The organism is Actinotignum urinale DSM 15805, from assembly GCF_000420445.1.
GTDB classification, from domain to species: Bacteria; Actinomycetota; Actinomycetes; order Actinomycetales; family Actinomycetaceae; genus Actinotignum; species Actinotignum urinale.
In genome coordinates, this window is sequence record NZ_ATUY01000001.1 from 287600 (window position 1) to 301627 (window position 14028).

General features: G+C 50.8%; 11 protein-coding genes and 2 pseudogenes. 9 read left to right on the plus strand and 4 right to left on the minus strand.

What is annotated here, in order from left to right:
• The first annotated feature begins 26 nt into the window (after positions 1–26).
• From G445_RS11860 to G445_RS0101290, 5 genes are all read left to right on the plus strand, one after another.
• Positions 27–518, plus strand: a complete 492-nt coding sequence (locus tag G445_RS11860) for a hypothetical protein (protein WP_306718255.1) — start codon at positions 27–29, stop codon at positions 516–518.
• Between the two features lie 162 nt (positions 519–680).
• Positions 681–2186 carry an ABC transporter ATP-binding protein gene (locus tag G445_RS09050; protein WP_022865769.1) on the plus strand — a complete coding sequence of 502 codons (1506 nt, stop codon included), beginning with the start codon at positions 681–683 and terminating at the stop codon, positions 2184–2186.
• Between the two features lie 1261 nt (positions 2187–3447).
• On the plus strand, positions 3448–4275 hold the full coding sequence (locus G445_RS0101280; RefSeq protein WP_022865770.1) for a phosphoenolpyruvate hydrolase family protein: 828 nt from the start codon (positions 3448–3450) through the stop codon (positions 4273–4275).
• A 69-nt stretch (positions 4276–4344) separates the two neighbouring features.
• Positions 4345–5163 (plus strand): phosphoenolpyruvate hydrolase family protein, encoded by an 819-nt coding sequence (locus G445_RS0101285; protein ID WP_156825509.1) that lies wholly within the window; start codon positions 4345–4347, stop codon positions 5161–5163.
• Positions 5164–5172: 9 nt separating this feature from the next.
• A complete protein-coding gene (locus G445_RS0101290) occupies positions 5173–6414 on the plus strand; it encodes a Tm-1-like ATP-binding domain-containing protein (protein WP_026420850.1) in 1242 nt (413 codons plus the stop codon).
• A 66-nt stretch (positions 6415–6480) separates the two neighbouring features.
• Here the strand turns inward: G445_RS0101290 and G445_RS11615 are convergent.
• The 3 genes and pseudogenes from G445_RS11615 to G445_RS0101300 all read right to left on the minus strand — a co-directional run.
• Positions 6481–7065: pseudogene (locus tag G445_RS11615) on the minus strand (IS3 family transposase); the annotation flags it as partial.
• Positions 7066–7080: 15 nt separating this feature from the next.
• Positions 7081–7236, minus strand: coding sequence for an IS3 family transposase (locus G445_RS12025; RefSeq protein WP_156825511.1), 156 nt, complete (start codon positions 7234–7236; stop codon positions 7081–7083).
• Positions 7237–7337: 101 nt separating this feature from the next.
• Complete coding sequence (locus G445_RS0101300) at positions 7338–7838, minus strand: helix-turn-helix domain-containing protein (protein WP_022865773.1); 501 nt, start codon at positions 7836–7838, stop codon at positions 7338–7340.
• Between the two features lie 111 nt (positions 7839–7949).
• On the opposite strand from G445_RS0101300, the pseudogene G445_RS09060 reads away from it, so the two are divergent.
• From G445_RS09060 to dcm, 4 genes and pseudogenes are all read left to right on the plus strand, one after another.
• Positions 7950–8523 (plus strand): annotated as a pseudogene (locus G445_RS09060) (P27 family phage terminase small subunit).
• 341 nt (positions 8524–8864) lie between these two features.
• A complete protein-coding gene (gene metK, locus G445_RS0101315; RefSeq protein ID WP_022865775.1) occupies positions 8865–10055 on the plus strand; it encodes a methionine adenosyltransferase in 1191 nt (396 codons plus the stop codon).
• Positions 10027–11283 (plus strand): site-specific DNA-methyltransferase, encoded by a 1257-nt coding sequence (locus G445_RS0101320; protein WP_022865776.1) that lies wholly within the window; start codon positions 10027–10029, stop codon positions 11281–11283. The genes metK and G445_RS0101320 overlap by 29 nt, the downstream gene beginning before the upstream one ends.
• A gap of 3 nt (positions 11284–11286) precedes the next feature.
• Complete coding sequence (gene dcm / locus G445_RS0101325) at positions 11287–12813, plus strand: DNA cytosine methyltransferase (RefSeq protein ID WP_022865777.1); 1527 nt, start codon at positions 11287–11289, stop codon at positions 12811–12813.
• Between the two features lie 53 nt (positions 12814–12866).
• Here the strand turns inward: dcm and G445_RS09065 are convergent, their stop codons facing one another.
• Positions 12867–13946: an IS110 family RNA-guided transposase gene (locus G445_RS09065; protein WP_022865778.1), complete on the minus strand. Its 1080-nt coding sequence runs from the start codon at positions 13944–13946 to the stop codon at positions 12867–12869.
• Positions 13947–14028 lie beyond the last annotated feature (82 nt).

Sequence of the window (14028 nt, forward strand, 5' to 3'; positions counted from 1 at the left end):
TTTCGCTATTTTCTCGAGGGGGCTTGATGCAAACCCCGCTTAGTACCTCAATCATTGCCCTGAAGTATACGGAGGGCGAGGATTATTCCGGCGTTCTGCCCATACCGTGGGCTCTGCCGAGGATTTTCCGGCGTTCTGCCCATACCGTGGGCTCTGCCGAGGGCTTTCCACATGAACATTTGCGCCATCGACTTTTCCACCAATCCTATCCCCCTCACAATATTCCTGGTCACCTCACAATATTATCCTGCTCGATTCATTCCTTGCCTATTGGGACGACGAGCAATGCACCACCCGAGCGGAAAATACCCCAATACTACGTAACAGGTAATCATGAGCCGATTATTGCTCCGCGCATCTGGGATCAGGTGCAATACGAGCTCGCCACCCGCCATGGCAACATTTCTTCAGCGAAGGTCGGCTTGTTCTCCACCCGGCTCAAGTGTGCTCGGTGTGGTGCATGGTATGGGCGTAAAACGTGGGCGGCGAACACGAAATACAAATACACAGTATGGTAATGCAACCACAAATACGCAGACGAACATCCCTGCAGTAGCGCGACGGTGAACAGGTGAGGATTGCCCTGAAAGTGTGATGCTCGTATCGGTTGACGTGCGCGGTTAGGCACACTTCCCAGAAATAAAGTAAGGTTAGCCTTATCTAATAAGGATGGTGTTTACGTGAACGATAGTGTAACGGATCAGGTTGTTGAAGGCGAGTATGGATCCGCGAAGGAAAAATCTGTCGCTGGCCAGAACGCGATCCGTCAGCTATCGCAGCCGGTGAAAGGCAAACTGTTTATCGCGCAGGTCTTAGCGTTCGCCTCCGGGGTGTTGGCTATCGCACCCTATGTGGCTTTGGTGGAGCTGGGAACAGAACTGATGCAAGACCAGGTGGACCCGGCGCGAGTGAACTGGATCGTCATGCTCCTCGTCAGCGCATACATGGCCCGGTTGACCTTATATTTTGTTGCATTGGGCGTGACGCATTTTATTGACCTGTCGTTGCGTAATCAAATGCGCCGCCAAATTGCCGCCCGAATGTCGACTGCTCCGCTGTCGTGGTTTACCCGCGAGGGTGAGGGTAAGATCCGCAAGACCATTCAGGATGATACGGCCACGGTGCACACAGTGATCGCGCACGGGCCGATCGAGAAACTGAACGCGATCGTATCCCCGCTCGCCTTGCTGATGTATGCCTTTGTGGTGGATTGGCGACTCGCGTTGCTGTCGATTGCGACGATTCCGATCTATGTGGGCATGTATGGCATGTCGATGCGTGGGATGAACGAGAAGACCGCACAAATGGACACCAAGCTCGCTCAGGTTTCGGCAACGATGGCCGAGTTCGTGGCCGGTATCTCAGTGGTGAAAGCGTTCGGCAAGGTCGGCCAAGCACATAAAGCCTATTTAGATGCAGCTAACGAGTTTTCCAAGTTCTACCGAGCGTGGTGTATGCCGTTGGTGTCGATGGCGGTCGCCTCATTTTCGTGGGTGTCGATCCCGGTGTTGTTGATCGTGAACCTTGGCGGTGGTGCGTTGATGATGAACGCCGGTTGGGTGAGCATCTACGAGGTGATAACGACGACGTTGATCGCCTTGGTGCTGCCGGGAGCGTTGATGACAGTCGCAACCATCGCCTGGTCGTACCAGCTCGCAGGGTCTGCGGCAGTGAGGCTGGTGAACGTCATGGAGCTACCGGCGTTGAGTCAGCCCGATGCGCCACAGACACCACACGGTCATGATATCGAGATTCGGGGTGTGTCGTATGCCTATGACGACACCCAGGCATTAGACGAGGTGAACCTGAGCATTCCGGCAGGCACGGTGACCGCGCTGGTTGGCCCGTCGGGTGCGGGGAAGTCGACGTTGGCGAGTTTGATTGCCCGCTTCGATGACCCGGACGCTGGCACGATCACCATCGGCGGGGTTGGTCTAAAGAGCATTTCCCAGGATGTGTTGTATTCGACGGTCGCATTCGTCCTGCAAGATGCACAGCTTATTCGCGACACCATCCACAACAACATTGCCCTGGGCACGCCCGGTTTCGGCGCTTTCTTGTTCGTCGACGTGACCTTAATGCTCTTGGGGCCAGTGTCCAACGTTAACACGCTGTCTTCGCCCGATATTTGGTCAGCTATCTCGATGTGTTCATTAGTGTCAATTGGTTTCACGACGAGCGTGTAAAACACCTTGTCAGCGGCGAAATCATGGCTAGCTGTCTTGGTGATGGTTAAATTCGGGTCATTGGAGATAGTCACCGTTAACGTGATATCCGGCTTCAGCGGAATATCGCTGGCGTCTTTGGCGAACTTCATGTCAACTGACACATAAAACTCGGCTTGTTGTGAGGCTGTCAGGGCAGAGTGATTGGCCAGCTTTACGTGCAGTGCGTTGTCCTTAATTTTGAATGTGTTGTTATTTACTGGGCCCGCGTCGGTTTCTATAGTAAAAGTGCCCTCTTGGTCAGCGTAAGCCTGAAGCCCTGCTGGAAACTTGTAGAACAAATCTATGCCGCTCGGCATTTGACCGTTCGGGTCGTCCGGATTTTCTTTGAAATGCAGTCGCCGTTGGTGGGGGTGTCTGTGTGTACGGGGTATCGACCGTCTTCGCCGGGGGTCAGCGGCTGGCCGTCAAGAGATAGCTCGGGGTCGTTGACTAGTAGATGTGTTATGTCCACGCTGTCCGAGGGATTCGGGATGCTGGTTCCGCTCGAGGACGAGCCGGGGGAGGGTGACTGAGTGCTAGGCGGCATCACACTCGGGTCTGGTGTAGCCGAACTAGTGTTCTGCGGGCTGGTTTCGTCCGGGTTCGCGCGGCTCAAGGCGGCTGCATCTGCCCACACCCATCTTGTGCGCATTCGCATTAAGCCATTGCCCGCGTGTCGAATCACTTTATCATTCAGGCCGGTATGAAGGCACCTTAAATTTTATTGTCAAATTTATAAGTACCTGAAGAGATCTGGGCTATACGTTCCCTCTGCAGGTTCACCCCAGACAATAACGACCAAGATAAACCAAGATAGATATTGCGACAGCTATCCAACTACACAAGACGCTCTGCCAGAGATTGGCCATGATACTGAAGACTTAGGTTCTGCGTGGTGCTAAAGATCGATTGAAGGCTGATGCAGCTGCAGCACGCCCATTAGTAAAAAATCAGCGAAACAGCATAGCATGGAACGAATTGTGAATGGCTTCGCAACGAACCTTTAATGTGTTTCGTTTAATTAACGGGTCGGATCAAAGTGCACTAGTCAAATACCAAATCTGGAATCTAAACGATTAACTTCTGCTAAGAGCGTGAGCTGGCAGCGGGCGATTGCGCGGTATTTTGTTCAGAAAAATAAATCGTTTAACAATATGATTGTTGCTTATTGGTGTGCAGTTTGGTTAGTATGAAACAAGTTCCGCAAGAAGGCGGGAACTTTTTTTGAGAAGGTGTTCAAATGAGATTTGATCGACAAACTATCCGTAAACGACTTAACGAAAAACGTGAAAAAAGAGAGCCAATTGTAATTGGTGGTGCGGGTATTGGTCTAGTGGCGAAAATTGCAGATCGTGCCGGCATTGATCTAATTATGGGCTACAATACCGGTCCATTTCGTATGGATGGCCATGGATCTTTATCCGGCTATTTAGCATACGGTGACTCTAATCAAATGACCTTGGATTTAGGCGAGCATCTTTTGAAGGTAATTAAAGATACTCCGCTTATCGGTGGCATAGGTGCTGCAGATCCTTACCGCGACATTGATCGCTTAATAGATCAAATGATGGCCATGGGATTCAGTGGTATCACCAATGTTCCAACAACTGGGCTTTATGATGGTGAGTTTAGAAAGCAAATTGATGCCACAAATTTGGGGTATCCAGAAGAAGTCGAGCTTGTCCGTAAGTGTGATGCCAAGGATATTTTCACTGCGGTTTACGCATTTAGCCCTGAAGAGGCTGTGGCCATGGCAGAGGCTGGCGCCGATCTCATCGGTGCGCATGTTGGGCTAACTCTTGGTGGCACTATCGGCGCTGGGTCAGCTAAGTCCCTTGATGAAGCCTGCAAGCGTACTCAGTCAATTTTAGAGGCTGCAAAGAAGGTTAACCCAGACATTTTGGTTGTTTGCCACGGTGGTCCTTTCGACTATCCGGAAAATGTTCAGTATTGCTTTGACAGAACTGATGTGGATGGATTCATTGGCGCATCTTCTGTCGAAAGACTGCCAGTTGAACGCGCAATTAAAGAATGTATTGAGGAATTCCGTTCGCTGAAGCTCCGCTAATTCCTAGCTAATTTAGTGTGGGGAATATGGGATATCCATATTCCCCACACCATAGATCGGATTTTAATAATGATTTCAATCGCCCAACGTTTGCAAAATAAAATGGAATCTAGGCAGGCAATAGTAATTGCCGGGGTTGGTTCTGGTATTTCTGCCAAAGCGGCCTGTGAGGGTGGGGCAGATATTATTGTCACGTACAACACTGCGGCCTATAGGATTTTAGGTTTACCGACTGCTCTTGCGTTTTTGCCCTATGACAATTGTAATGATTTATCATTCAAGTTGGCGCCCCAAGTTAAAGCTGCAGCTACAGGCGGTACTCCGGTACTAATTGGTTTGGGGGCGCATGACCCTCGAGACCCCGTGGAAAAGTTACTAGACAAGGTTGAGTCATTAGGCTTGCACGGAGTTGCAAACGAACCCTTTATAGGAATGTATTCTCAGGATCTTAGAGGGCATTTGGAACAGGCGGGATTAGGTTTTAATAAAGAGCTTGAGCTAATTGCTGGTGCGTCAAAAAGAGGTATGTACACCTTAGGGTATGCATTCAATCCCTCCGAGGCCTTACAATTAATAGACTGCGGGTGTGACGTCATAGGCGCCATGGTGGGCGGTGTCACGGCGGGATCTTCCGCCGGTGGCTCGCCAAACTTATCTCTTGATGACGCTATTCGTGTGCTTGATGAGATTGTTGTCAGCGTTAAACGTCAAAATTCGAGTGTTCCGGTGCTTGCTCACGGAGGGCCGTTGGCTGACGTTACGACAGTCCAGAAAGCGCTGAGGGAAACGGGTGCTGATGGCTATATCACCGGCTCGACTGGTGAAAGAGTGCCGATAAATACTGCTGTAAGTCAAAAGATTGCTGAATTTGCAAATATAAAATATTAAAGAGTGAAAATGGCAAAAATTCTTTTAATAGGTACTTTAGACACCAAAAAAGACGAATTTCTCTTCGCTAAAGAATGCGCAGAATCATTGGGTTGTGATGTGGATGTATTAGACATAGGCATCTTAAAAGAAAGCCCAGATTTCGCTGATTTTAGTAATCGAGATATTTTGACAAGATCTGGTATTGACATAGAATCCTTGAGGACAGGCGCCAGTGAAGATCGTGTTAAAAATGTAAAGGTTATGACTGACGCTGCAATACCATTAGTCAAACAGTTGATCGCTTCTGGAAATTATCATGGCGCTATGGGGATGGGTGGCAGTGGTGCCACCAATATGTTTAGTGAAATAGTTCATGAACTTCCCATTGGGTTTCCAAAACTATTGCTATCAACCATGATGGCTGGCGATGTAAGCCATTATGTTGGCTCGACAGATTTGACCATGATGTATTCGGTGACTGACATCATGGGAATTAATAAATTCTCTGAACGAATAATTTCCAATGCCTCCGCAGCCATAGTTGGAATGGCAATTAAATATGAGCGCGATATGGATACGCCGAATGTTCATAATAAGCCACTGATTGCTATGACCATGTTCGGTATAACCACGCCGGGAGTCATGGAGATTCGGCAGCAATTAGAGTCCAAAGGATTTGAGGTTGCTGTCTTTCACGCGACTGGCGCCGGCGGGAAATCCATGGAAAAGCTAATTGAAGATGGATACATCGATGGTGTCATTGACTACACTGTTGCAGAATTAACTGATCAGCTGTTTGGTGGGATATTTCCATCTGATGATACCCGGTTCACGTCTGCAGGAAAGAAAAAAATACCTCAGGTAATAGTTCCTGGCGCGCTGGATAATTTAAATTTTGGGCCAGTTAATGAAATTCCTGAGAAATATCGTTCTGAAGATAGGCTTTGTGTTCCGCACAATGATACTGTGTGTGCCGTAAAATGCAATGCGGATGAATTAGTTCTTTTAGGTGAGGAACTGACCCAAAGAATATGTAACTTTGAAAATACTGCTGTTGTATTTCCACTCGGTGGGCTGAGTGCTTACTCTAATGGTGCTGATGCTAAATGGTATGACCCTGAAGCTCATCAGCAGTTATTTGATGTGATGAAAAAAGGACTAAACGAAGTTCCTTGGTATGAACATTCAGGAAACGTTAATGACAAAGATTTTGCTGATTTTGTAGTGAACGAATTCTTGAAACTTTGGAAAAATAAGCAATCGAGTTAGAAAAAGGAGAGAAAATGAAAAGGAAATTGCGAATGTACTGAACCCCAATTCTTGGACAGTGTGATTCTATCCGATGGTGGTTAGTGCGTGTTGCCGGTATTCGTTTGGAGTCATCCCTCCGAGCCGTTCTTGCATACGCTCAGTGTTGTACCACTGTATGTACTCGTCAATCGCTGCGCGCAGCTCCCTGATGGAAACGAATGAGTCATTTTTGAACATTTCTTCTTTCAAGTGAGAAAAGAAGTTCTCCATCACGGAGTTATCGTAACAATTGCCCTTACGGCTCATGGATTGAACGCATTGATGCTCAACTAGCTGACTGATCCATGACTGGTGCTGATAATGGTAGCCCTGATCAGTATGAACAAGAACACCTTCAGGATCACCCGCTACACGAAAAGCCCTTTTCAGGCTCAACGCGGACACTTTCGTTGTAGGAGACACCGAAAGAGTGTGAGCAAGAATCGAATGATCACACAAATCCATCACCGGAGACAAATACAGCTTCTGCCCCGAGATCTGGAACTGGGTAATATCGGAGACCCACTGTTGATTCGGCTTTTCCGTGGCAAACCGCCGATCTAAATGATTATCAGCCCGACGTGACGTTGTACCGCGGTAAGAGTTGTAACACTTACGTTTCCTCGTTTTAGAGCGTAAACCGAGCTACCTCATCAGCTTAGCAACAAGCTTGCGCGACACACACCACCCATCACGCAGCAGCTGAAGCCGAACCCGGCGATAACCATAACGCTGATGGCTTTTATCGAAAATCTTCCGAATCGTCTGTTTTAACCGAGCATGCCGATCCGGAGACTGCATACGCTTGAGATGATAATAGAACGTTGATCGCGCCAGATTGGCTACCTGTAACAGTACCGGTAACGGGTATTTAGATCTGAGAGTGGCAACCACACGAGTTTTCAGCCTTGCCCCTGATCCCTCAGATCTCGTAATTTTTTCAAATACGCTACCTGTGCTTTTAACCGCGTATTCTCCTCAATCAACGCAGCATCTACAACCCTCGCGCTCCTCTCGGGATCAGGGCTAGCAATCAGCGTTTTCGGCTTCCTGCCACGCCTTTTCGGGCGTAAGCCCTCATCGCCAGCCAAACGCCACACCCGCACCCAGGAATACACGAGATCAGACGAAGAAAAATTGAACTCTGCCGCCAACTGCCTCGCACTCTCACCAGCAAGAAAACGAGCAACAATCGAGCGCTTGAACTCCCACGAGTAAACAGCTTTCGTATCACGTGCCACAAGCGCCATTCTCCCATGGAGAGCCCACCTGTCATAAAGAAGATTCACCGGCCGAAACGGCAACCCAAGCCTTCTAGCCACCGCTCGAGAGCCATACCCCGCCTCAAACGAATCAACAGCCGCCACACGCTGCTCCACCGACAACGAACTATCAGGACGCACAATACACCCCCAACCCTAAAACTGAACAAATAACCGTCCAACTTTCAGGGTTCAGTACAACCCGCAAGCCCTCCATCACCGGGCTAACCGCCTGGAAGGAGGCGAGATTTCATGGCGAAAGATGGAACTAATCGCGGTGGGCGGCGCGTGAGGGCTGGCGCGAAACCCGACCCGCTCAATGAGAAACTCGCTAAGGGTATGCCTGCTACTCGCTTGGAAGATCCGCTAGCGACGCCTTTTTGATTTTGAGGGCGCAGATGTTGGCGCGGGCGCGGTGCTTGCTGGTGAGGTGATGCCGGAGCCGTCTGAGTATCTGTCGGAGGTTCAGCGTGATGGCAAACCCTTGGGTGCTGATTTGGTGTATCGGGAGACGTGGCGCTGGCTTGATGAGCGTGGTTGCACGAGGTTTGTTTCTAAGCGTCTGATTGAGGCCTACGCCCAGGCGTTTGCCCGGTATGTGCAGTGTGAGCAGGCGATTTCCAAGTTTGGTTTGCTAGGTAAGCACCCGACGACGGGGGCTGCTATCGCTTCCCCGTTTGTTGCGATGAGCCAGTCTTTTGGTAAGCAGGCGAATGTGTATTGGTATGAGATTTTTGAGATTGTGCGGGCGAACTGCACTAGTGACTATTCGGGTGCGGCTCCGGGTGATGAGGTTATGGAGCAGTTGTTGAAAGCACACTCGTAGATGCGTCCTAGTGTTTTTGAGCTTATTTGGGGCGTTTTGTTGCGCTGAAGCCTGCCCCTAGCGCGATTCCGACTCCTGTGCCAATAGTTATCGCTAAGGCATTATCGTCCATAATGAACCGAAAGATTATGGCGGTCATTATCCCGGCGATCATTCCATAGGCCACGGCTTTACCATTGCCGCCGGAAGGTTCTGGCGGATTAGGTTTACTCGTTTCGTCTTGCACGTATTCCAGTATCACACATGATTCGGGTTCGCCTGTCTATCTTTGCTCCCCACTCTTCGTTGGACATGGTGGGGAGTTTTTGTTTCTTTTGATTTTCTACTGAAAGGGCATTCCTATGACTATGGTTCGCAGCGCTGAAGCAGTGTGTATCGGTCACCCCGATAAACTGTGCGATTTAATTGCTGATCAGATTCTTGACGAAATTCTCTACGCCGATCCCAACGCCCGCGTCGCGGTAGAGGTCATGGCTACTGGGCGACGCATTATTGTCACTGGTGAAATCAGCACTAATGCTCGTGTGGACTTGCGTGATTGCGTACGCACAGCACTTACTGCAGCTGGCTATAAGCCGTGGAGATTTTTGGTGTACGTGTGGGTGCGGCGTCAATCTAACGATATTAACGACGGGGTGAGCACATCTTTAGAGGCTCGCCATGGTGATGAGTCTGCTTATTGTCTTCAGGGGGCTGGTGATCAAGGTACGGTCTACGGTTATGCCTGCACTGATACTCCTGAGCGTTTACCGTTGCCTCTTGTTTTAGCCCACGAGATTTGTAAGCGGCTAGATGACGCGCGCAAGCAAGGAACCATTACTGGGATCTTTTCGGATGGTAAAGCACAAGTTTCGGTGCGCTACGACGACGCAGGAAAACCGCAAGCCGTAGAGACGGTGGTGGTTTCCGTCCAGCACGATAAATCCAAGGATTTTGAGGTGTTGCGACGTGAAATAACTTCGCTGATTGTTGGCCCAGCATGCCAGCGGTATCTACCGGTAGATGCGGACACGGTTGTGTTGATCAACCCGTCCGGGCGGTTCGTGGAGGGTGGTCCTAAAGCTGACACTGGACTCACCGGTCGAAAACTTATGGTTGACACCTATGGCGGGCTAGCTTCTCATGGTGGTGGAGCTTTCTCCGGTAAGGATCCGTCGAAGGTTGACCGGTCGGGTGCTTATATGGCGCGTTTGATCGCCAAGACGGTGGTGGATGCGCACCTAGCTGAAGAGTGCCAAGTGAGTATTTCTTATGCGATTGGTAAAGCCGACCCGGTCGCTTTCCGCATTGACACGCTCGGCACCGGCCAATACACCGACCAGATTCTCACGGCTGCGGCTCGAGATGTGTTCAATCTTCGGCCAGCAGCAATCATCGACCAGTTTGGGCTGCGAGCACCCGGCTATGTGCGCTATTCGACGTATGGGCATTTCGGGGATTACACACGCAAGTGGGAAGACACCTGGACTACTAGCCGTGAGCTTGTCAAGGCGGTGAAAAACCATGCGCATCAAGCAAATAGCGCTAACTGATCTCACCCCAGCTGACTACAACCCCCGCAAAGACCTACAACCCGGCGACGCGGACTATGACAAACTCAAACGCTCCCTGAGCGAGTTTGGGTATGTGGAGCCAGTCATCTGGAACAAAACCACCGGAAATATTGTAGGTGGGCATCAGCGTCTGAAAGTACTCGCCGATCTGGGATACGAAACGGTGGACTGCGTGGTCGTTGAGCTAGACGAAACCCGCGAAAAAGCCTTAAATGTTGCTCTAAACAAGATCAGTGGCGATTGGGATGAATCCAAACTCGCCCTACTCATAGCCGACCTGGATGCTTCCGATTTCGACGTTGAACTCACCGGTTTCGACGAATCCGAAATACAACAGTTGATAGGTTCTCTTGACGGCGACAGTATCGAGGACGATAACTTCGACCTGAACGCCACCCTTGAAGCGGCAGCCTTTGTCGAAAAAGGCGATATCTGGAGGGTTGGTAGGCATCGCCTAATGTGCGCGGACGCCACGAACCCGGCCGATGTCGAAACCTTGATGGATGGCAAACAGGCTAATCTGGTGGTCACAGACCCGCCTTACAACGTGGACTTCAAATCGAACAGCGGCCTGAAAATCGCAGGCGACAAACAAGACGCCAACACCTTCTACCAGTTCCTGCTGGCTGCATTCACCAACATGGCGGCATCCCTAGATAAGGGCGGGTCAGCCTATGTTTTCCACGCCGACACCGAAGGCCTCAACTTCCGTAAAGCGTTTCTTGATGCTGGCTTCTACCTGTCGGGCTGTTGTATTTGGGTCAAAGACTCCCTCGTACTTGGTCGTTCCCCATATCAGTGGCAGCACGAACCGGTGCTGTATGGGTGGAAGAAAGACGGCTCTCACGCTTGGTATGCAGACCGCAAACAAACCACGGTGTGGCATTTTGCCAAGCCGAGGAAGAATTCCGATCACCCCACTTCCAAGCCACTAGACCTGTTGGCTTATCCGATTCGTAACTCCACCCAAACCAACGCAATCATCCTCGACACTTTTGCTGGGTCTGGTTCGACCCTGATGGCTGCAGAAGCTATTGACCGCACTTGCTATTGCATGGAGCTGGATGAGAAATACGCTTCCGTGATTCTGCGCCGCTATGCCGAAGCAACCGGAGACGCAGCAGGGATTACCTGTGAGCGTGGTGGCAAACAGTACGCCTACCTGGATCTAGTCAAAGAGGTCGACCGCCCCAAGCAGAAAGGCTAACCCTTGACACAAACTTTAAGGCTTGGCTCGCTTTTTGATGGCTCGGGAGGTTTCCCACTCGCCGCCACCAAGGTTGGTATCGAACCTGTGTGGGCGAGCGAGATTGAGCCCTTCCCGATCCTGGTCACCACCACGCGCCTTCCGCAAATGCAACACCTAGGCGACATCTGCGATATTGACGGCAGTCAGCTAGAGCCGGTGGATGTGGTCACGTTTGGCTCTCCTTGCCAAGACCTGTCGGTAGCAGGTAAAAGGGCAGGTTTAGCTGGCGAGCGCTCGGGTTTGTTTCACCAAGCCGTCAGAGTCATCAGAGAAATGAGAAAGGCAAGTCATGGTCTATATCCAAGATTCGCTGTTTGGGAAAACGTGCCCGGAGCCTTCTCAAGCAATAAAGGGGCAGACTTCCACAGCGTCCTGCAAAACCTCATCTCGGTTGTCGACGAAACGGCAGCGGCTGACCTACCTCGAGTACAAAAGTGGCATAAAGCTGGAGCGATCGTGGCAGACCAATGGAGTATTGCGTGGCGAGTATTGGACGCGCAATTTTTCGGCCTGCCCCAACGACGCAAAAGAATCTACCTTATCTGCGATTTTGCAAGCGGGCGTGCCGGACAAATACTCTTTGAGCCCCAACGCGTGTTCCGGGATCTTGCGCCGGGCTGCAGTGAAAGGCAAAACCCTCCCACCAATCCTCGAGCAGGCACTCACGAGGCAAGCAAATCTTTAGATGTGTTCGCCTTGCGGATGCGGGCAGGTAAACCAGGCGGCGGTAAAGGCCCGCTCGTGCAAACAAACCTTTCGGGCACGCTCGGATGCAGTAACGACCAGAGTATTATTGAGCCGCTACTGTTTGACCATCATCCTCATGATGCCAGGGTGGGCGGACCATGCCAGATAGCACCAACCGTGACCGCTCGTTACGGCACTGACGGAGGCAATACTCCCATCATCGCTACCGCCTACGGTTTCAATGCGTTGCATGAGGGACGCGGCGCAGCAGTAGGCAGGTACGGTTATCCCACCGAGGTATCAAAGACGCTCGATACGTCTGGTGTTTCTCCGACCTGCAACCAAGGCGGCATCGCCATCATGCAACCCGATGTCATCTCGGCATCAAAGTCCGACTTCTTCTGCCGAGGAAACGTGAATGTCGCTGGTGCTCTGTTGGCTTCGGATTCGACTGAGCCGCCCCTGGTCACTGACCCTGGCATGCCCAAATACCGCGTGAGACGCTTAACCCCAACCGAATGCGCCCGCCTACAAGGATTCCCTGATGATTGGACACAGGATTTAGCAATCAGCGATCCTACAGATTCACAGTTGGATTACTGGTGGCAGGTCTGGGCCAGCTGGGCCAAGGCGCAAGGATTGAAAAAACCTAAAACCCGCAACCAAGTACGCTCCTGGCTCACCAATCCTGGAACCGACCGGGCGTTATACAAGCTGTGGGGAAACGGGATAGCTTTGCCGTGCGCCAAACTCGTGCTTTCCCAGATAGTCGCCGAGAGCACTAAAACTCCTGGATTTTAAGGCAAAAATTACTGGATAAGTACGCGCCCCTATGGCTGACGCTTCTATATTTGTCAAGCTGCGAGAGTGATTTGTTTTTCGATTAGTTCTTTGGTGAGGAGTCGGTATATTCTGCGTGCTAGGTAGCGTTTGATTAGTCGAATGGTTTCGCGTTTGGTTTTGCCTTCGGCTAGTCGTTTTTCCATGTATGCGCGGGTCTGGTCATCGTTTCTCAGGCGTACAAGCGCTACGGTGTGTAAAGCGTTATTGAGTGCTCGATCCCCACCTCTGTTGAGCCGGTAGCGTATCTTGTTTCCCGATGATGCGGGTATGGGGCTCGTTCCGGCTAGGGCGGCGAACGCTGCTTCGCTTTTGACCCTGCCTGGGTGGGAGTAGGAGACAATCATTTGTGCGGCAGTGATCGACCCTATTCCCGGTATTTCCAGTAGCGCTGGTGCTATCAGCTCAACAATCATTGCCAGTTGGGTTTGGTTTTCTGTAAGTTGTGCACGGGCATCGATGATGGCGTTAGCTAGACGGTGCGCTTCTTGTTTAGTGATGAGGACGTCGATAGCGTCACCAGGTTGTGGCTCTAGAGTGGCGAGTTGGTGGATTTGTTTTACTGATAGTGCTCGTCTGGCGTCAACGCCAAGATCACTACAGCGAGCTAAAGCAGTAAGCGAGTTAATATTAACGGTTGTGGCACGGGTGAGTTGCCTCCTCGCAGCTAGGAGGATTCTCAGCGCTTCACGATAATCACCTTGCCTGGGGATTGTCAGCTCGGTTTCGTCTTTACCAAGAGTTCTGGCAGCTATCTGGAAGGCATCTATTGCATCGTTTTTGGCGAGTTTCTTACGGCCATGCGCGACGAGCCGCGGGGCTTCAACCACCCGGTAGCCTGTTTGCTCTAAGTAAATGCGGAATCTAGCACCATAGGAGGCTGTTCCCTCCATTGACACTAAAACTTTGCACGCTTCAGCTTTCGTATGTTTCGCTATCCACGCCCTCGCGCGAGCATGCCCGCTAGGCGTGTTAGCAAATGAATGGCAAACGATTTGTGCGCCTGTAATGCATTCCAGGATAGATAACACGTGGTTTTTGGCGTGTGTATCGACTCCCACAATGAAACGGTAGCTGTGTGCGACAATTGCCATATGGATTCAACCTCCTTGGTTGTTGAAACTGCGGGTTGTTTCTTACCTTGAGGTCTGATCCGGTTCCATCTTCTTAGAGTCG